Annotated in this window: 12 protein-coding genes; 6 read left to right on the forward strand and 6 right to left on the reverse strand. The window is 57.2% G+C overall.

Annotation, left to right across the window (positions count from 1 at the left end; translation table 11 throughout):
- Positions 1-55: 55 nt before the first annotated feature.
- Positions 56-2,317: a hypothetical protein gene (locus tag JSS75_08720; GenBank protein MBS1903771.1), complete on the reverse strand. Its 2,262-nt coding sequence runs from the start codon at positions 2,315-2,317 to the stop codon at positions 56-58.
- Positions 2,318-3,128: 811 nt separating this feature from the next.
- Between JSS75_08720 and JSS75_08725 the strand changes: the two genes are divergently transcribed.
- The gene (locus JSS75_08725; GenBank protein MBS1903772.1) at positions 3,129-6,245 is read left to right on the forward strand and encodes a hypothetical protein; all 3,117 of its coding nucleotides are present in this window, start codon (positions 3,129-3,131) and stop codon (positions 6,243-6,245) included.
- A gap of 87 nt (positions 6,246-6,332) precedes the next feature.
- On the opposite strand, the gene JSS75_08730 is transcribed toward JSS75_08725, so the two are convergent.
- Positions 6,333-7,040, reverse strand: a complete 708-nt coding sequence (locus tag JSS75_08730) for a hypothetical protein (protein ID MBS1903773.1) — start codon at positions 7,038-7,040, stop codon at positions 6,333-6,335.
- Between the two features lie 1,150 nt (positions 7,041-8,190).
- Here JSS75_08730 and JSS75_08735 point away from each other — a divergent pair.
- Both JSS75_08735 and JSS75_08740 read left to right on the forward strand, forming a co-directional pair.
- Positions 8,191-9,099: a T9SS type A sorting domain-containing protein gene (locus JSS75_08735; protein ID MBS1903774.1), complete on the forward strand. Its 909-nt coding sequence runs from the start codon at positions 8,191-8,193 to the stop codon at positions 9,097-9,099.
- A gap of 159 nt (positions 9,100-9,258) precedes the next feature.
- Entirely contained in the window at positions 9,259-10,410 is a 1,152-nt protein-coding gene (locus tag JSS75_08740) for an acyl-CoA dehydrogenase (protein ID MBS1903775.1), read from the forward strand.
- 128 nt (positions 10,411-10,538) lie between these two features.
- Here JSS75_08740 and JSS75_08745 read toward each other — a convergent pair whose 3' ends face one another.
- The 4 genes from JSS75_08745 to JSS75_08760 form a co-directional block, all read right to left on the reverse strand.
- Positions 10,539-12,884, reverse strand: coding sequence for a hypothetical protein (locus JSS75_08745; GenBank protein MBS1903776.1), 2,346 nt, complete (start codon positions 12,882-12,884; stop codon positions 10,539-10,541).
- A gap of 334 nt (positions 12,885-13,218) precedes the next feature.
- Positions 13,219-13,407 (reverse strand): hypothetical protein, encoded by a 189-nt coding sequence (locus JSS75_08750; protein ID MBS1903777.1) that lies wholly within the window; start codon positions 13,405-13,407, stop codon positions 13,219-13,221.
- Between the two features lie 148 nt (positions 13,408-13,555).
- Complete coding sequence (locus JSS75_08755; protein ID MBS1903778.1) at positions 13,556-15,781, reverse strand: glycosyltransferase; 2,226 nt, start codon at positions 15,779-15,781, stop codon at positions 13,556-13,558.
- A gap of 106 nt (positions 15,782-15,887) precedes the next feature.
- Positions 15,888-18,443: a hypothetical protein gene (locus JSS75_08760; protein MBS1903779.1), complete on the reverse strand. Its 2,556-nt coding sequence runs from the start codon at positions 18,441-18,443 to the stop codon at positions 15,888-15,890.
- A gap of 268 nt (positions 18,444-18,711) precedes the next feature.
- On the opposite strand from JSS75_08760, the gene JSS75_08765 reads away from it, so the two are divergent.
- From JSS75_08765 to JSS75_08775, 3 genes are all read left to right on the forward strand, one after another.
- Complete coding sequence (locus tag JSS75_08765; protein ID MBS1903780.1) at positions 18,712-19,227, forward strand: hypothetical protein; 516 nt, start codon at positions 18,712-18,714, stop codon at positions 19,225-19,227.
- 62 nt (positions 19,228-19,289) lie between these two features.
- Complete coding sequence (locus JSS75_08770; protein MBS1903781.1) at positions 19,290-19,793, forward strand: hypothetical protein; 504 nt, start codon at positions 19,290-19,292, stop codon at positions 19,791-19,793.
- A gap of 6 nt (positions 19,794-19,799) precedes the next feature.
- Positions 19,800-20,576: a hypothetical protein gene (locus JSS75_08775; protein MBS1903782.1), complete on the forward strand. Its 777-nt coding sequence runs from the start codon at positions 19,800-19,802 to the stop codon at positions 20,574-20,576.
- Positions 20,577-20,737 lie beyond the last annotated feature (161 nt).

Here is a 20,737-nt window from a genome sequence, read left to right on the forward strand (position 1 = left end):
AGGGGAGAAGGGGGGAATATTCGTCACATCCTGGATGCGACGAACGTGGGTGAGGTTACACTTTGCGAACCGACCTGATGTAGGTCGAAACGCGTCCGTCGGCGTCGCGAATAACGATCCGACAGAGATATAATCCACATGCAAGCGGGCGTCCGTCGTCCCCCGCTCCGTCGAAACGCAGCGAGACAGCGCCTCCTGCGAATCGCTCGTCGTTGCAGAGTGTCCGGACGATCACCCCCGTTTCGCTCACTAATTCGACGGTAACGGTTGCATTCGCCGGACATGCGAATGTCACGTTCGATGCAGTGTTGAACGGATTCGGGCTGACGGTCGGCTCTGCAAGCTCGTGCGCTTCGACGCTGACATCGGCGAATGCATTGATGACGGTCACGGTGAACGATTGGGTCGTCATGTGCCCTCGGTGATCGGAAGCGGCAAGCGTTACCGGATACTCAGCGGCCGACGTATCCGCGCGGCCCGAGAGGGTGCCGAACCGGTCGATCTGCAACCACCGAGGACCGGAGAGCATCGTGATCTTCGGATGCTCGTCGCGCTGTGCGCTTGCTTGGGGGCGATAGACATACCAATCGCCGCGAGCAACGATGGTCGAGCTTGGAAACGAGGTAAAGACCACTGCCGTATCGATGAACCGCCAATCGAGCGTCGTACTGTCGAAGCCGTTCGAGATCGTGACGGTCACCGTGGACTCGTCTTCGTGATGCATCTTCTTATACCGGTCGAGCACCAGCACCGAATCGGTGCCGAGCATCCACTTTCCCCACTGCCATGTGTACGTCAGCGGCAACCCCTGCGGGTCCTGTGCATGCACAACCAGCGTATCGTTACGATTGATCGAAAAGTGCAAGACGCGATGAGGAGTAAAGACGTGTTGCGCGTTGATCGAATCGCTCGTCATCGTTCGCGGCGCATACGAAACCACCTGCGGCGGAAACGGATCGTGCGAACGGAAGCGGCGCATCACGTTGCGTGTCACCCACTCGACGGTCGTATCGCCCATGGCAAGTCCGTCCGACCAATTGATTGTTGCCGCATTGAACACAGCGCCGCCGTTCGGCATGATGTAATACCCCATCGTCGCCGCGCCGGTCGTCCCACCCGATTCGCTTGCGGCAGGCGAGAGGCCGAGGATCCGGAAATTTCGAGGCGTGCGATCGGCGCCGATGAGCGCCATCATGCTATCGCGGCCCCAATAGTAGAGAGCGCCATCGACTTCGTAACCGACAATCGCCGACGCATGACCGAATATGTCGCCGTCGCGAACGTTCGTGCCGCGGAAGATCCAGTCGTCGCTGTGAAAGACCGTATATCCTCCGCTTCCATTAATACCGAGCAGCACGGAGTCGTGATTGACATACCCACCGTGTTCGAAGCTGACACCGATGAGCGAATTCTCGGGCTCGTTGATCGGATCGCGGCCCCAGTTCTCGGTGACGACGGAATTATCGACGCCATAGAGCGGGTCACGATTCGCGCTCTTATAGCACACCATCGTCTTGCCGGCATCTTCGAAGCGGACCTGCCACCAACAGGTATTGCCGCCGAGGACGATGATGCGTCCACCTCGATCGACGAAGTGCTGGATTGCCGTGCGTTCGGTGCGCGACCAATATTCCGAGTGGCCGCCGATGACGAACACATCGTACGCATCGAGCAGCGACGGGTCGGCGTCGAGATCGTTCATCATGCACGTCTCGTAGTCGATGTGTTCTTTCTCGATCCAGCGGATGAGTTTGTCGGCATGTTTGAAATAGATCGAGCTCATCCAATTTGTGAACGGACGTTCAAACGAGACCTTATACGAAGCCGTGGTATTGGTGGAGTTAAAATCGTAGAGGCTCTTGCCGCCGAAGCTATTATAGGCCTGCCACGTATTCGACGACATAGATACGAGCATCTTCGACGTCGAACCCGGCACGCGTTCTCTCACGCAGAAGATAATGCGCTTCATACCGGACGTCGTCGGAAATTCGGCCGAGTACATTCCGGCGGACCATTCGTCCGGGATGCGCAGTTCGGCGGTGACCTTCCATCCGCAGCCGAGTGCATAGGCACTATCGCGCAGGGGCTGCAAGCCGCCATGCACACCGTCGATCGTAGCAACACGAACATGCTCGGCACCGAGACGGGTGATGCCGATCGAAAATGTATCGAGGGTGGTAGAAATATGAAAACGAAGTGTGTCTCCCTTGGTAACGGAAAGCGAACTGAGATATCCTCCTTCTTCGGCTCGTCCGTTGAGTACACACAACACTATAATACAAGCACCGAATAGTGCCTGCACGGCTCGTAACTTCATCGTGACTCTCTGTCTCTCTCGCGCTTGGGGAAATGCGACGTGCGCTCTGTGTGATCGCTCGTATAATAGTGAATGAAATTTTGGAATCAATTAGTTCCAAATCGGGCATGCGGCCGTTGTTCTCTCCGACTTCGTACACTGTCATTCTGAGCACATTCGCTTCGCTCAATGTAAGCTCCGCGAAGAATCCCTTTCGCGGAGCCGCAGCATACCGACGCCAGTAGGACGGACTCTCAGTCCGTCCCCTTTCGGCAGCCACAAACATTCGGCCCTGCCACGAACCCCGCCCACGAATGAATTCGTGGGCTACGCCTGTGGCCGTCCTGCCGGACTCAATGCGGCGAAGCCGCAGTGCCTCCTTACCCCAACACGTCATTCTGAGCGAAGCGAAGAATCCCTCTAGCGGAGCCGTAGTATGTTGACGCCAGTAGGACGGACTCTCAGTCCGTCCCGTTTCGGTCTGTACGAACCGCTGAGGCAACCCGAAGGGATTCTTCGCTTCGCTCAGAATGACGATAGTTCGATCAGGTGACGATAGTTCGCCCAGAATGACGATAGTTCGCTCAGGTGACGAGTATCAATAATACTAAATACATCAAAACTGAGTCGCACACCATACACACAGCTTGTTTTGTGGCAACAGGTCGATCTGGAGAAGACCTTATCACATTTCTTTTCTATGCTTGGCCGTGTCGGTACGATTTCTTGGCCGGTCCCCGCTATATTATGTGCATCGTGGCGAACTATGGTTGTGCCCCAGACGCCGTTGGTAGTTCGCGAGAGATTCAATCAAGTATCATTATTACGTTGTATGAGAAGGCTGATCGTATCCCTTGCCCTTGCATGTTTCGTCTCGCCGAGCTTCGCGCAGCATACGCTGCAAGTCGATGACGGTGCCGGACATTATTCCATCATCACCGGCGCAACCACCGGCGCGATGAATATCTTCACCCTCCCGAACTCCCCCGGGACCATCCTGACGAATACCAGCGTCGGTTCGACGCTCTGGGAGTTGCAGGGGAACACGCTCACAAGCGGTGTCGATATGACGGATAATGTGCTCGGCACACTCGCCGGCTCCACGCTGCAACCGGTGAACATCATCGTCAACGGCGTCCGCGCCATGCGCTTCGAAGCAGGGACCACACCCAATATCATCGGCGGAACGGCGACCAACGCCATCACATCGATCGGGACGATGGGCAACGTGATCGGCGGCGGCACGACGAACACGATCGGCACGGCCAGCAACGACGTGATCGCAGGCGGCAGCACCAACTCGATCGTCGGCATCAACGATGGCAACAACAACGACATGAATGTCATCGGCGGCGGCAGTGTCAATGCGATCAACTCGTCGGCCGTCGGGTCGAACGGCGGCGGACTCAACGTCATCGCCGGCGGATCGCATCACAGCATCACGGGCACCGGCGTGTTCAACTCCGGGTATAACTTCATCGGCGGCGGATATCAGAACATTATGACGGGCGGCGCAGGAACCTACTCCGGCTTCAACGTCATCGCCGGAGGCTACAAGAGCCAAATCAGCGGTGGCGGCGGTACGCAGAGCGGATTTAATTTCATCGGCTCCGGCTATCAGAACATCTCGAATGGCGGCGGCGGCCTTCAGAGCGGCTTCAACAGCGTCGCTGGCGGCGCACAAAACAATGCAAGCGGCGATGGCGGTGTTGCAAGCGGTTTCAATACGGTCGCAGGCGGAATATTTAATCAGGCCAAAGGCGGTGCTGGAACATCGAGCGGATATAACACGGTCGCCGGCGGTAACAACAATTGGGCAAACAGCGGCACCGTCGATAACACCGGCGGCAACACCATCGGCGGCGGTGTGAACAATACTGCGATCGGCGGAGCAGGCACTGGGTTCTGCGGCATCAATACCGTCGCTGGCGGACAGGCCAACAGCGCGAACGCCGGTACCACAGCAAGTCTTTATTCCGGCGGCAACTTCGTCGGCGGAGGAAATTTCAATCTGGCAACCGGCAGCGACGGTCAGTCGTCAGGCTTTAACGTGATCGGCGGCGGTTGGAGCAACAAAGCACAGGGCTCGGCGACAGTGAACTCGGGCCAGAACACTGTTGGTGGCGGATCGGGGAATATTGCATCCCCGACAGGCACGAACGTCGGCTACAACACGGTCGGCGGCGGTAACGGGAATTCGGCGACCGGCGGATACTCGACCGTTGCGGGCGGCAATACCAATGCAGCCACAGCGGCCGGCGCGACCGTTGGCGGTGGTGCGAACAACACGGTTGATGGCGGTTACTCGGTCGTTGGCGGCGGCGCAGTCAATGTTATCGCGGCTGCAGCAAACCTAGCGGTGATCGGTGGCGGGAATCTCAATACGGTGAATGTCAACAATGCGACGATCGCCGGCGGCCTTTCGAACACGAACGACGGCGTCGCATCGTTCATCGGCGGCGGCTTTCAAAATCACACGGTCAGCAACGATGCAGTGATCGGCGGCGGATCTGCAAACACCGCCACATTCCGTGCAACGGTCGCCGGAGGATATACGAACAATGCTTCGGCAAATTACTCGGCGATCGGCGGCGGTCGAAATAACACGACGAGTGGGAGCGTCTCGGTGATCGGCGGCGGCGAACTTGGTGTGGCATCGAATCTTCATGCGTCGGTCCTCGGCGGCTATGCGAACCAGGCAACCGGCGACGCCTCGACAGCAGTCGGCGGATCGAGCAACGTTGCCTCGGGCATCGGTTCGTTTATCGGCGGTGGCGGCTATAACGGCGGTGTCACGCTCGGCAACACGGCCAGTGCTCCGACGGCGATCGTCGTCGGCGGCATCGGCAACACCGCATCCGGCGGAGCGTCGTTCATTGGCGGCGGCATTCAAAACCAAGCGACCGCAAGCTACGCGATTGTCGTCGGCGGCAACATCAACATTGCAGGCGGATTCCGTTCGACGATCGGCGGCGGCTATAACAACTCCGCCAGCGGTGACTATACCGTCATCGGCGGCGGTTCGACTAACACCGCAACAGCAACGGCAGCGGCAGTCAGTGCCGGCGGCGGTAACAACGCAACGGCAAATTATTCCTACATCGGCGGTGGCGGGACGAACACTGCATCCGGTGTCGTATCGGTCGTGGTCGCAGGCGAGCTCGGAACGGCATCGAATCTGCATGCGTCGGTTCTCGGAGGATATGGTAACACCGCGTCGGGCAATGCAGCAACGGCGGTCGGCGGATCGAGCAACACCGCATCGGGCGCAGGCGCATACGTCGGCGGCGGCGGATACGACGGCACGAACACGTTCGGCAACACCGCTTCGGGGAACGGGTCGATGATCGCAGGCGGATTAAACAACACGGCATCGGGCCGAGTCTCTGCGATCGGTGGCGGTGAAAGCAATGTCGCGTCGAATGTCGGCGCGACGGTTGTCGGCGGATATAACAACACGGCGAGCGGCGTCTACTCTACGGCAATCGGCGTGCAGTCCGTTGCGGCGAACTTCGGTCAGTTTGCACAGAGTGCCGGCTCGATCAGCGGCAGCACGATGCAAACATCCGTCTTTGTCCCCTACTTGTCATACAACGACAACTCGGGCACATGGCACTCGATCCCGGTCGATGGCGGCAGCTCCAAGATCGCCGTGCCCGCAAGCGCGACATTCGCCTTCCATGCCACCATCGCCGCGAAAGCAACGGGCGGCGGTGCGAACTACGGCGCATGGGATATCTCAGGAGTATGTATCAATAATGCAGGTACGGTCAACATCGCACCCGGATCGACGGTGACGAACCTCACGACTGCCGAGCCCACCGGCTGGGGCGTGCAGGTCGTCGGTACCGCCTCGGGCGAACTCGACTTCCAGATCCGTAACAACGGCGGCACTGCGGAGACCATCCGCGTTACTGCTCGTGTCGAAACGACGGAAGTCAACTTCTAAGCCGATCCATCATCACACATACGCGCGAACGCACACGGGCGGTCAGATGGCCGCCCGTGCTATTGTATACGCTCACGCCAACGATGACTACTGGATGTGGTATGACGTCAGCCGCCACAACCAACCCTTGCTGCTCGTGATCGTTCCGTCGCTATAGGAAAGATCCTTCTCACGATACTCGACGAAAAATCCGAGTTCCGGCGCATACCACGATGTGGTCGTGGTCACATACTTGCTTTGGCCGCCACTGGGATAATCGGTGCTCCCGACATACGTGCTGATCACCCGCGCACAGCCGAAGGACTTGCCGGCCGTCGTGATATTCTCCGAGCCGTCGAACGTGTCCGTGACTTGCGTCTTCGAAACATTCCCGTTCGGATAGGTCGAATCCGTTGTCGGTGGCGTGTTCGCTATCCGCGATTTGACGGGCAATCGCTCCCAAGAAAAATCCGTGACGACGCCGTTGGTCGTAGTGGTATTAAGGATCAATAAATCGCCATTCTCATCGTACGAAATAAAGATCGGCTGCGGATCGTCTTGACGAATTCTGATGACATTCGTACGACCCCACTCCGCGAGGCCGACGGAGTCGACGACCATCGTCAACTGGAAGGCTTTCCCGGCGACGAGGTTGTCCGTCGAATCGAGTTCTTCCACAAGGTACGTCAAACTCGAACCGAGTGTCAGGCTCTTCCATGTCACACCCGAAAGCGGATCGGTGTTCGAGTCGGTGCTGCTTTTACACGCGCTCAGGAGCACCGCAAGGACGAATACACACGCTATTGTTCTACCCATTGATGTTTACTGAATGTGAATGATGAAGGATATTCGTTCGACAAAGATACAGTAGAACCGGGTCGCCGCTGCGCGTATTGAATTCCAACCCAGCACCGAAATCGTCCTTTCGAATGTATGGGTACTGAAGCCTTTTTTATTCGATGTGTTGATTGTCTTCCCCCTCACCACCGTCCCATAAACAAAAGCCGGCCCAAATTAAGGAACATTTTACCGCAGTGTCATTCCGACCAACGGGAGGAATCTGTGACGAGACCGATCTATCGGTATCCTGAATGCCTATAGCTCGGTACCAACTACAGATTCCTCCCGTTGGTCGGAATGACATGCAAGTGAATCAGATATATATACCCAATAAGGTTCTTTTTAGCAATAGACTAAACCATATTCTTGAGATTTAATATTATGGGCTCCTTGGGAGCTATAAGCAGTAAACGCCCCCCAACGCGGCCTCATACTTATAGCCCAGGGTGGAGGCCGAAGGTCGCAACCATGGGTCGATGTCGGCAAGACGAACCGAGCCCCGAATGGGGCGGTGTTTCCCATCATTCGCACGCCGGGCCGCCCCTCGCGGGGCTAACAAGATCATACAAAATCATTACCCCGGAGGGGTATCCGTCAATAGCCAGGGGTGAAGGCCGAAGGCCGCAACCCCTGGTGACGTTCGGTTGCGTTTTTCCTCCGAGCCCTGGAAGGGCGAAATATCCTCACACCCTTTCAGGGTTATCCACGATAATGATCGGATTGGACCAGGGGTTTCACCCCTGGCTATTGACTTGGACCCCTCCGGGGTCGTGGGTGATGGCCTGCCTCGAGCGAAACGCAAACCGCGCCGCAGCCCCAACGGGGCGTTGTACTCGCAGCCCAGGGTGGAGGCCGAAGGCCGCAACCCTGGGTGGATGTCGGCAGGACCTCCCCGAGCCCCGAACGGGGCGGTGCACCCCGACATATTCGAAGCGCCACCTTGGGTTGCGAGTACATTGTGCCATCGGCACTCAACTCCTCCGACGCAGTATCTTTCTGTCCGGTGTCTCGGTTCCGAAGCTATGAGGAGAATACGGATCAAACCCAGTCTTGTACTCTACGCACGCAACTAGTCCGTATGCTTTGGGTTCTTCGTATAGAAACATTCATCAAATCACTCTATCTCATGCCTACCCTCCGCTTGGTGACCGTCCAGCTTCTGATCGCGACAGGTCTCTTTGCCTTACTTGCGTCAATCTCCTTCGCCGCGAAACCATTGCTTGCCTCAACAGTCATGGTGCCTGAACAGTCGTCGCTCTGCGAACGACTAGCCAATTGGAAGGGATATGCTCCATCGAACTGGCAGGAAGCACGAATGCAGTATGACACCCTACGCATGTACGTAGAAAATTGTGCGGCTACGGATCCGCTTGCGTACCTTGCATTCCCCGACCTGGATGGGGACATGCGTGTTCTTGCGGTGGATACGACTATCTACAATCAGTACAGAGACTGGCTTGTCTCAGTGCTCAATCTCGGAGCCCAGGGTAGTGCATACTACTGTCGGTGTCTTGGCTCGATCGCTGGTACTTACCAACACTATAAGGGCTACGACCCAACGATCTGCAACTTGGCAGTACTGGAGTATATTCGGGACCACTCACCTTGTACTGGAGGTAGTGGACTGGATAGCCAAATTTCGAAGGACAGCATATACGCTTGGCAGCATGGCCAAGATCCGAGTCACTCAATCCCGCTGGACTCTCTCGGTCTCGGGTTCCTGCTAACAAACGGCGTGAAAACGCCTTCTGTTACTCCGACGTCAACCTTCCTTTCTTCGTTCGCGAGCAGCCCAAACCCATTCGTGAATGAGACAGAACTCTCGTTCACGCTCAACCGCATGACCTACGTGACCATCTCGATCTACGACGAACTCGGCCGCATGGTCTGGGGTGACGGCAAGGGCCGCTCGCTCGATGCGGGGTCGCATACGATCCGCATTGACGGCACGTCTCTACCAAGCGGCACCCTCTATGCCCGCATCTCGACCGGCTTCGGTGAGGTGAAGACGGTGAAGCTCGTGCATCAGGAGTAGTAACGAGTTAAATGTAACGAGTAACGAGCGGGGCGGCTTCGGGAGAGGCCACCCCGTTCTGTTTAGCTGCAGCATTCAAATTTCAGCATTCACCTCCCAAAATGCGCAACCTTCGTATTTTTGTCGTTCTATTGACCCCTATAAATCAGGATACGAACCATGAATTTCAATCTGAGCGACGACCATATTGCCATCCGCGATGCCGCGCGGGAATTTGCCGAGAACGAGATCGCACCGAGTGCGGTCGAACGCGATAAGACCGGCGAATTCCCCGCCGAGATCGTGAAGAAGCTCGGCGAGCTTGGCTTCATGGGCATGATGGTCTCGCCGGAGTACGGCGGCGCCGGACTCGATGCGGTCAGCTACGTCATCGCCATGGAAGAGGTATCCAAAGTGGATGCATCGGTGTCGGTGGTCATGTCCGTGAATAATTCGCTTGTGTGCTGGGGCCTCGAGACCTATGGCACCGAAGAACAGAAAAAGCGTATCCTCACGCCGCTCGCCAGCGGACAAAAACTCGGCGCATATTGCCTGAGCGAACCGGGCGTCGGCTCCGATGCAACGCAGCAGGCGACGACCGCCAAGCGCGACGGCAACGACTGGATCATCGACGGTGCGAAGAACTGGATCACCAACGGCACGTCGGCCGATTACTTCATCGTCTTCGCCCAGACCGATGCATCGAAGAAGCATAAAGGCATCACTGCCTTTATCCTCGAGAAGGGCATGCCGGGTTTTGAGCATGGTTTGAAAGAAGACAAACTTGGTATTCGCTCGTCGGATACATGCTCGCTTGCGTTCACGGGCGTCCGCGTGCCGGATGCGAACCGTCTCGGCAACGAAGGCGAAGGCTTCAAGATCGCGATGGAAACGCTCAACGGCGGACGCATCGGCATCGCCGCACAAGCGCTCGGCATCGCAAGCGGCGCATACGAGAAGGCAGTGAAGTACTCGTTCGAGCGTCACGCGTTCGGTCAGCCGATCAATCAGTTGCAAGCGATTCAATTCAAGATCGCCGAGATGGCGACGAAGATCGAAGCCGCACGCCTGCTTATCATGCGCGCTGCCCGTTGCAAAGACAACCACGAGAGCTACATCAAGGAAGCGGCGATGGCGAAGCTCTACGCTTCGACGATCGCATTCGAAGTGGCGAACGAAGCAGTGCAGATCCACGGCGGCTACGGCTACGTCCGCGAGTATCTCGTCGAGCGCGCACTTCGCGACGCGAAGATCACGCAGATCTACGAAGGCACATCGGAGATCCAGCACATCGTCATCGCACGACAGTTGCTCAAAGAGTATAGCCTCTGATCGCGCTACGATATCATAGGAAAAAGCCCGGACACTGTCCGGGCTTTTTCATTTGGAGTTGCTCCGATGTTACTCAATTGCTCGTGACGATCGCGGTCATTCACGTAATGCTCGCATTCGCCATAATATCAGTACAACTCGAGCCCGAATGCGCCGACCGACCCAACCGGTGCGCCGGTATGTGTCACTAAAATCGTCACCAGATCTCCCGCTACGACAGCGACCGTGTTCGCGACGTCGGACCCGGACGTTACGGCTCCGGTAAGGGTTACGGAGATGGCGGTAGAGACACCGTTGACACGCACAGTAAATGTCTTTGAACTTCCGACACCCGGCGCAGCAGTGAGATTCGCATAGAGATGTTTCAGGATCCCATTGCGGGTCACAACGATCTGCTGCTGTGCTTCGACAGCGCTCGCTCCGCTGCCGAATGGACTCAGGAATGAGTTGTTTGCGGTGTTGCCACCGGAATTACCACCGTAGGTAACTGCGGGTGCAGAGGGTGTGGTCCAACTCATCACGCCGCTGCCATTGGTGGTTAGCACGTCTCCGTTCGATCCGTCCGCTGTCGGCAGGGTGTAGGTGACTGATGTTGCAACGGCACCGGCTTTGAACGCTACATACTTCGTGCCATTCGGAAATGCACCGTTCGCATTGTATGGCGCGTAAAAGTAGAGCGCGTGTGCTGTGTTGTCATTGCTCGCAAGCCAGATATCGGTATTACCGAATACGCTCGTCATTGAAGCGTTCACGGTCATAAAATAGGTCGTCGCCACAGGGTTGGCGAGGAATCCAAAGGATCCGGCACCATTGAGCGTCAGCCCAGCACCGCCCGGGATCGTAGAGAACAAGCCGGCTGCAGTATTGTATGTTCCGCCACCAACGGTTGAGCTGCCACCGGTAGCGCTATTGATATACCCACCCGCGACAACATCGGCGATCGCAGTCGCGCTGCCTGCGACATTATCGAAGCCACCACCGACGCTTGAGTACGATCCAATAGAGTAGTTGCCAAATCCCCCACCGATTACAGAGCCGCCACCGTAGGCGGTGTTGCCGTTACCGCCGCCGATGAAATTCCAGCCACTGCCCGATGTTGCCGCACCGCTTGCATCGTTTGACTGACCGCCGGCAACCGTGTTGTACCCGGTGTTTGCCGCTGCCGCGCCGTTCGCATGGTTGCTTCGTCCGCCGCCGATGAAATTCAGTCCTACCCCTGAAAAGCCGTAGTTGCTGATGATCTGATTGAAGAGTCCACCAGCGATCGTATTGACGTCACCGTCGCCGCCGGCATTTGAGGTGACCGTGTTCGAAAATCCACCGCCGATCACGCTCGCTTCGCCACCGGTAAGCGTGTTATTACCGCCGCCCCCGATGACGTTGATTCCCGTCGCTGTGCTCGGTCCGGTACCGATGTTGACCGTGTTGTTACTCAGCCCACCGATCACGTTCGGGCCTAAGCCGCCGATGTTTGTGAAGCTCATCGCAACCGTTCCGTTGACAATGATGCGAACGGGTGTGAGCGTCGAACCGGCGGTCGAGCCGATCAGATTGTTCGCGAAGTCCGAGCCGCTGACATTGTTACCCGTCGTCAGCCAACCGCTTGCCGCGCTCCACGAAAGATTGCCGCTTCCATCATTCGTCAATGAACCGAGGGCATTCGAAGCGGGCCATGAGTAGCTGACGTTCTTGATCTTCGCAAGATCACCGCTCGAGTTCACCTGAAGAAGATTGCCTGAGCCCACTGAGAGCAGCGCGCCCGGATTCGCTTCGCCGATGCCGACAAAGCCGCTGCTGCGGATCGTCATGCGCGGAGTGATGAAGCCCGTCGATGCGTCAGCCGTCGAGAAGACGATCTTCGCCGGCACTTTCCCCGTGGCAACGGCAGCGTCGCTCCATACATCGATCCCTGCGCTCGGCACGTGGTTCGTGCCGTCGTAGCTTAAAACCCAGAATGCACCCAGGTAATCGCCCGCGAGCACGGCCGTTGGCGCGGCAAGCGTCCCGCGTGCATGCTCAATAATGTAACCGGGTGCGTAGCCAAAATTATCGACAGCGTTACGGATGAGCATATCGGTCGGCGCCAGATATCCTTCCGAAGCCATCTCGAACTTCGCCGTGCTGTAGGTCGAGTTCGGCGTCGTGGTACCGAAGCCGAGCGTGCCGTTGGTGAGCACGCGAAGGCGTTCGATATTATTGGTCTTGACGACGAGCGGCAGGTTGTCGGTCGTCCCGAGAAAATTTGTTGCCGGGTTCGTCGAGCCATTCCCGGTGAGCGACCATCCGTAGCTCGTAAGTGACGAACTCGTCAGCAGCAGGCCTCCGCCGACAGGCAACGTGTAGGTGCCGCCGGGATTCGCGCCGGTGATCAGCGAGTAGTGCCCTGCTCCGTCGTCTGTTTGAAGCGAATGTTGCGCAAAGGTAGCGTGTGCGCAGAACACGCTCATACACAAGAGTACTGTAAGTCGTCTCATGGGTGGATTATCAGATGGAAAGAGAAGCTATCTCTGTGACAATGCGGAGTCCTCCGTCACAACAGGCACGTTGTGGGTAGTGCTTGGCCGGATGAACACCGAGATAACGAAAATACGACATCCAAACGGAGAGACCGGGAAATGATCGTATGTATCCAATATGTTCGTTCACGATATGCGACACTACAACCGAACGTACATGAAGTAGTATCGCTGCGGTGAACCGCTTGTCAGAGTCCTATCATTATTAACACGGATAAAAAAGAAGGGCACACTACCGTGTGCCCTTGCGCAGAATGTGTCGACTGCTTCGTGTTACATTCTGTAGGCGCGGTTACGGATTGACGACGATGTAATTGATCACGTCTCCGTTAACCGCCGGCGCATCGAGCGTAATGGTGACGCTGCCTGCTGCCGCAGTGACGCTCTTGACGAATGTTGCCGTCCCGCCGCCGCCAGCCGACACGAACGTCGCTACGACAACGGAGCTGGTGCCGCTCACGATCGAGTTTGCAATCGTCACCGAATTTCCCGCCTTCGCATCACCTGCGACGACCAGGTTATCACAGTCAGACAGTATTAACTCTGTTGCTTCGCATACTGACCTGATAAAAGTATCTATATAAAAGCCAGGCCGAAAAATCAAACATAGAGTACCTGTTTCCGACTGCTCACTGCATCGATGAAGCAACTTCGAAGAGGTATCGGTGCGATGAATTTCCTTCCTCACCGATGCGATGATGCCACTCGCTGCAATCTTCGCTCACAATCCTGATGCGAATAATTTCCTGCGATGTCGAATCGTTGCGGTGCAGTGTGTACTGTGTGCCAATCACAAGGGCTTGATATGTCGTCAGGAGCGGAGATGCTTCCTCGTCGTGAACAATTGCAAAGACGAGTTCGCCGTCGTTCGACCGAAGTGCCGCAAATCGATCGAGCACACGATATCGCCGAAGCGACGTCGAGCGAAACAGACCGGCCAGCCACTGCAACGGCGTTCGAAAGATCGGGCGGTTCGTACGCAGATCACGATACCAGTACACCGAATACAGTGCATCGATCAACCGTTGCTGCGAGTGTTCGTCGTCGGTAGATAGACTGCACTCAACCTCTGTCGTGCCGTCGCGACGCGTCTGCGTCCTCGTTCCGTGCAGTGTTACATCGACCGTGCCGGTGGGCAGCGGCAGCGCACAGCGAATGCGGCTTCCTGTTGCAATGACTTCGCGGGTGACGAATGCAAGCGCGGTCTCGGAGATCCATGTGGTGGCAACCCACATCTTCCCTGCTACTCCGTCACAGCGCATCGGCAACTGAAGTGTAAAACGATAGTGCTCATCGCTCGAATCGCTCACATGCCATGCGCGCTTCAGGAACACCCCGACGCGAATCATATTATACAACGCCCACCCGCCTGCCACAACGAGAATATCGACGGTGTAGCCTTGTTCGAGCGGCTTCGTCATGTCAGAGACTTGTCCGGACAGTAGGATTCCCGAATCGAAATGAGCGATGAGCGTTGCGATCGCAACACCAAGACCGATCGCGCTCAGCAGAAAGATGACGAGCTGGGGCAACACGCGGCTGATCGTCGTTTGTGTCTGTAAGAGCTTGCTCGATGTCTTCCACAGTATCTTACGGCGGAACACCCCGAGCACCGAGATGATATGCACCGGCCATCGAGCCATCGAGAAGATCTCGTTCGCCCAAATGCGCGAGTATCCGCTTCCAAGTTCTTGTAAGAGCAGTATGCTCACGAGCGGATAGAACAGTACGATCAATACGTTGAGCGGCGTGATCACGAACGGCTGCCATCCGGTCAGCAGCGCGACGACGGGGATCAACAGCAATAACAACTGCTGCCAGCCTTCGAGGTAGATCAGCCCGAGCGAGAGATGATGCAGACGTTGTCTGAGTGTAAGTCCCTTCGTAAATGGTACGCGTTCGAGCGAGAGCACATGCAGATTGCCGTGGGCCCACCGGTGACGGGTTTTGTAATACTCTTCGAGATTCGCTGCCGCGATGCCGTAGGCGACCGGGTCGTTATGAAAGACGGTCTTCCAGCCGTGCTTCATGAGTCTGAGCGACGTATGGATATCCTCCGTCGCGGTGTCGGTCGGGATGCCGCCTATCTCGGCGAGCGCCGAACGGCGATACACGACACCGGTCCCGACACACGACGCGCTGTTGTCGCGATCCATCGACGGCAGACCGAACAAATAAAAGAACGACTGGTCGTGCCAGATTCCGCCGCGCCGCTTCGCGTTGAAATACTGAAATGCGTCGGTGTTATAATAATCCTGCGGCGATTGCACGAGCGCGACCGTTTCGTCCGCAAAATATCCGAGCAAATCGTCGAGGGCCGATGGCAACGCAATGTGATCGGCATCGAAGACCATGATAAATTCCGCACGTGATTGCGAGAGCGCGAAATTCAAGTTGCCGGCTTTTGCATCGATATTCTGTGGCCTCGAGAAGTACGCGACGCCGAGTTCTTCGGCAATCGCTCTGACTTCTGGTCGTCTGCCGTCGTCAAAGACGCGTGTGTCGTGCGGATAGTCGATCCGCCTCGCCGCAGCGAGAGTCCGGCGGATCACATCGAGCGGTTCGCGATAGACCGGCACCCATACCTCGACGCTCGCCCCGGGCAATGGCGGCAACGACGTGCGGCGGCGGAACTGCCACGACATGAAAATATAGGTGAGCCCGAGGACGAACTGAAACGATTCGGCAACGAAGTACGACCACGAGAGCAGGAGCGAATGCGGATTGATGATCGTAAACCGATACACCATATAGATGGCGTTGAGCACGATGTAGCCGACTGCCGCGACGCGGCGCACACGGCGCCATCGCTGCAATTCGGGCTCCACCATCTCACGGATCGATCGATACTTCATCCCAAACGTCTGGTCGGCAAGAGACTGAGGCGTCTGCTATCAAACAGAAACGCCGCCCTACAACAGTAGCAGGGCGGCGTTCGGTGCGGACGCTGGTCCACAATAATTAGTACTGCACTTCGCTGGTTTCGACGCGCGCAACCCAACGAATGTTCGTCGCAGCGACGCCGGTGGCAGTGATGTTCATATCGTTGCCCGTCGTGCCGAGCGCAATGCTCCAGCCGGCCGGAACGGCCGACGTAAGTGCGGTGACGGTCGAACCCGCCATCAATGTCGCTCCGGCGCCGGCATTGAACACAACACCTTTGATCTCCCAACCGCACGTGTTCGCCGTCCCCTGCTGATTGGCTACGACAAGAATACGAAACGACCACACGGTGTTCGCGGGTACTGTCAACTCATCGCCCATCACGGTCTCAAGCATGAGGTTTGTCGGCGTTGCATCGGTCGTAGCGGCTTTGAGCACCGAGACCGATGTCTGTGCATCGCCTGCGGTTGCGAACGCACCCGAGGCTTGGCTCATCTGGCCGAACTGCGTGGTCTTGGCGTCGATACCGCCCGGGATGCTTGACGCGCTGGCTGACGCCTGGTTGTTCCAACCGCTGCCGACGAACGACCATGTGCCGCTCGCAGTATTGTTCGTGCCGCCGCCGATGGCCGACCAGGTGCCGCTTGCGGTATTCAGATATCCGCCGGCAACCGACGCCCATGCCATGTTAGCAGTATTGTTCTGCCCACCCGCGACCGAGGTCCATGTTCCGCTTGCGGTGTTGCTTTGTCCGCCACCGATCGCAGCCCATGTTCCGTTCGCGGTGTTGCTTTGCCCGCCGGTGACTGTCGACCAGGTATTTCCGGCTGAGTTCGATTGTCCGGCGCCAACGAATCCCCAGGCATTCGTGGCGCTGTTGCTCTGGCCGCCGCTCACGCGCGACCATGTACCGATCGCACTGTTGCTCGCACCTGCGCCGACACTGGCCCAAGCGCCGGTTGCTGCATTACCATTGCCGCCGGCGATAACTGTTTCAAACGCGTTGGCATTATTTGACTCGCCGCCGCCGATAAACGCGCCGGTCGATGACAAGTTGTTCTGACCACCGACGATCGTGCTCCAGCCATTGCCCCCGGCCGTATTGTTATTACCGCCTCCGACAAATGACCATACCCATGACGCCGTATTCCCATGTCCGGCGACAACACTCGACCACGGTCCGTTAGCTGCATTGGCATTCCCACCGGCGATCGTGGCCCACGGATTCGTTGCGGAGTTCGATTGTCCGCCGCCGATCGTAGACCATACGGAGGTTGCAGAATTGCTTTGTCCGCCGCCGATCGTCCCCCAGGAAACATTATTGATCGAATTGCTTTGACCGCCGCCGATCGTACTCCAGGTCGAGAAGCCCGCAATCGAATTCAGGTTTCCGCCGCCGATCGTCGACCAAGTATCACTCACACCAGCCGAGTTACCTCGGCCGCCGCCGATGAACGACAATGTTGCGTTGTTGACGTTCCCATCGCCGCCACCGATCGCCGAGAAGAAATTTGTCGCCTGGTTCATCGAGCCGCCCGCGATCGCACTCTTCATGCCGCTCGCCGAGTTCGAATCGCCACCGCCGATAGCTGCGTAGTCGTTTGTCGCAAGATTGTAATATCCGCCGCCGACCGACGCTGCAAATCCGCTGGCCGCACTCGAATCGCCGCCACCGATTGAGGAATAGACACCACTGGCAACGTTGAACTGGCCGCCGCCGACTGACGAGGCAGTCCCACTTGCGGTATTGTTCGTTCCGCCGCTCACCGACGTCCAACCTCCGCTTGCGGTATTGGTGCTGCCGCCGCCAACGGTTGACACATTGCCACTCGAGGTATTCTGGAGTCCGCCCCCAACGGTCGAATATGGATTGCTCGCGGTATTCTGATAGCCGCTCACGGACGAAGCATATCCGCTCGCGTTATTATTGCCGCCGCCGGTAACCGAAGAATAGAGTCCGCTCGCAGTATTGGACCCGCCACCGCCAATGTTCGAATAGTCGCCGCTGGTGGTGTTCAACCGTCCGCCGCCAATATTCGAGTATTGCGCCGAAGCGGTGTTGTACTGTCCGCCGCTGACGGCCGTGTACAAGTTTGTCGAATTGTTGCCGCCACCGCCGGAGACGACCGAGAGAATTCCGCTTGCCGTGTTCTGCGAACCGCCGGCAACGATCCCCCACCAACCCGATGCGGTGTTGAGTTGTCCGCCGCCGATGACGCTTTGCGTCCCGCTTGCGACCTCAGTCGTCGCGCTGCGCGTGACTTGCAGATCGATCGCTTCGCTGCCGCGCGGATCGCCGCCTGCGTCACGCTGAATACTGCTATTGGTATTGAGTCGCAGCCGAATGACATTATTCGTACGCACGTCGAGGGCTTGATTATCGAGCGTGCCGATAAAATTCGTACCAGCCGTTGTACTGAGATTGCCCGTCGTCAGCCATGCCGACGATACGCCCGGCCCAGTTTGCACCAGCAGCGTGCCGCCGCCCGACGGTAGTACGAACGTTCCGCCCGGATTAGCACCGGTGATGAGTGAGTAGTGGCCTGCACCGTCATCGACCTGCGCCGAATGCCCTTGTGCAAATGCACCCTGTGCGAATGCCGCCATGGCAGCGAGAAGAACGAATGTTTTCATGTCTGTAGCTAGTAACGACTCATCGCCGACCCCGAGGCCGTCGATGAAACGATGAAGAATGATCGCAGAGATGGCTCACCTCATATTTCTTCCGCGAACATATTACAAAATACAAAGATACGCATTGTCTCCCAATAATTTCTAAAACCAATCGATGGGTTGCCGGACCCGGCGGTTGGTAAACAAAACTGCGTGTCGAAACTACCGTATATTTGCAGGGTCATTACTGTTAGACAATTTCTCGGACACGCAGATCGTTATTCACACCATGCGCAGATTACATTCCATTTCATCCGTTGTTGTACTCGCGTTGCTCGCCCTCACTCTTGCAGGCAGCAGCACTGCATTCGCGCAGCGAGCGAAGAACTCCATCGCCGTCGGCGCTGCGTTCGCTGGCCTTCCGACGCTCGTGCAGGCGCAGTACGAAACTCGTATCGGTGACGACCAGAGCATCGTCGGCCGTTTTATTTACGGACTCAATACCAATGATTATTCCGGTTACGGGCTCGGCGCAGCGTACCGCTTTTATCTGACGGACGATCAGCCCGTCAAAGGGCTTAGCGTCGGGCCGGCGCTCGAAGTATTGTTCTATAGTAATTCGAAGTTAGTGCGCAGTTCACGCATCCTCATGATTGGCGCCGAAGGGGCGTACAAACTGATGCTCGGTCAGTTCTCGATCGAACCGGCGTTGTCGTTTCGTATCGGTGTGAGCGGCGGAGAAAGTCTTTCTAAATTTACGAGCACGCTGATCTATCCTGCCGTCTATCTCGGCTACGCGTGGTAGGTCGCCGGTTCGTATTCCTTCATCGCACCCTTCGGCTGTCCGCAGCCGGAGGGTGTTCGCTTTTGATTCTGCTGGTCGCGCTCGGCGCGGCACACGCACAGACCGATAGCGCCAGAACGCCGATGCATCGCTACGCGCCGGCTGTCGGGCTCGACGTCGGCTACGGCTGGCGAAGCGGTACCGGCGAGCACGGACCGGATCTTGCCGTCATGTACCGCGACGCGCTCGGTACGATTGACCTCGAAGCGATCTTGTATCAGCGGTGGTTCAATAACGATACCTATAGTCTCGGCCACTTCGGCTTCGGCTTCGGCTTTCTGGTATTCATGCCGGGAATGTTTGACCATGTGAGCGGCCGCGCCGGACTCGAACCGAAGATCGGCGTCGATTTCACCGTCTGGACGACAACGCTCGGAATCGGTATTCCGGTGGGAGCCGAATACTACCTTCCGCTTGTTGCATCTTGGGACGCATCCCTCGGTGCGTCGGTGGAACCACAGTTTAATTTGAACACGGACAAGAACACCGTCGTGTTCGATCTGAGAATCGGAATTCGATATCATTAAGAAATGATGCAGCACCGCCTACGTCGTATCATCCTTCCTCTTGCATGCGTTCTCGCATCGCTTACGATCGTGTTCGGCGACACCGCCTATGCCCAGGGGCCTGCAACGCCCACGGTGCACGATACAGCGAGCTCGATCCAGAAGCGCCGCCAGGATATGGCGCTCGTTCGCAAGCTCGGCGTGATGCCGTATGCGACACTCAGCTACAATCTGCAATCGGGCCAGGCATTCCCGAAAAGCGCCGCCGGCGTGGGGTATGGCCTCGGCATCGCCTTCGACTTCGCGCCCGACCGCCAGCCGCTTGGCCTCTATATCGACTTTGCGTATCAGGATATGCGTGCATCTTCAAACGATGGCGCATGCAAGCTCATCCATCCGCAGACCGATACCATTGCGGTTACGGTGCCGGTGACGCACTATTTCTCGTACGCATTAATGGAGGTGTTCGCCAAGCTGCAATCGCCCCGTACCAACGGGTATTTCCTGATCGGTCTGAGCGCCGGTATTTCGACGACCAGCCTGACCGACAAACAGGGGCCAGGGGTGGATGAGTATTCGGAGTGGGGGCCGACCACGGAATACCACAAGGTACGTCTCGATCTTCGGGCCGGTCTTGGCTTCCGGCTTGCGCAGATCAGCACGCACGATCTCATTTTCGAAGCGCGTTTCGGCTACCCGCTGACAACGGTCCTCTCGGATTACCAGGATGTGTGCAACGGTTCCGAAGCACACGGGCCGTGGCGTATCGTGACGCTGCAAGGCAACCTGGGTCTTCGCCTCTAAGCTCGCTCGCGTTCCTCCTGCACATTCGTCGAATGCCGCTATGATCGGCATGCGTTCTCCTGCGATTCTGCTTGAATTTTGATATTTTTTTTCGATTTCCCGTCCCGTAATTTCGCAACGCGTTGTTGCACATTCGCAATGCTCACAGCATGCGGATGTTC

This window comes from Bacteroidota bacterium, assembly GCA_018266755.1.
Lineage (GTDB): Bacteria > Bacteroidota > Ignavibacteria > Palsa-1295 > Palsa-1295 > JAFDZW01.

Excerpts from the sequence above, each read along its gene's own strand:
- JSS75_08735 (MBS1903774.1), top strand. The coding sequence starts at position 8,191 with ATGCCTACCCTCCGCTTGGTGACCGTCCAGCTTCTGATCGCGACAGGT.
- JSS75_08765 (MBS1903780.1), top strand. The coding sequence starts at position 18,712 with ATGCGCAGATTACATTCCATTTCATCCGTTGTTGTACTCGCGTTGCTC.
- JSS75_08775 (MBS1903782.1), top strand. The coding sequence starts at position 19,800 with ATGCAGCACCGCCTACGTCGTATCATCCTTCCTCTTGCATGCGTTCTC.
- JSS75_08730 (MBS1903773.1), bottom strand. The coding sequence starts at position 7,040 with ATGGGTAGAACAATAGCGTGTGTATTCGTCCTTGCGGTGCTCCTGAGC.
- JSS75_08725 (MBS1903772.1), top strand. The coding sequence starts at position 3,129 with ATGAGAAGGCTGATCGTATCCCTTGCCCTTGCATGTTTCGTCTCGCCG.
- JSS75_08720 (MBS1903771.1), bottom strand. The coding sequence starts at position 2,317 with ATGAAGTTACGAGCCGTGCAGGCACTATTCGGTGCTTGTATTATAGTG.
- JSS75_08755 (MBS1903778.1), bottom strand. The coding sequence starts at position 15,781 with ATGAAGTATCGATCGATCCGTGAGATGGTGGAGCCCGAATTGCAGCGA.
- JSS75_08745 (MBS1903776.1), bottom strand. The coding sequence starts at position 12,884 with ATGAGACGACTTACAGTACTCTTGTGTATGAGCGTGTTCTGCGCACAC.
- JSS75_08760 (MBS1903779.1), bottom strand. The coding sequence starts at position 18,443 with ATGAAAACATTCGTTCTTCTCGCTGCCATGGCGGCATTCGCACAGGGT.
- JSS75_08740 (MBS1903775.1), top strand. The coding sequence starts at position 9,259 with ATGAATTTCAATCTGAGCGACGACCATATTGCCATCCGCGATGCCGCG.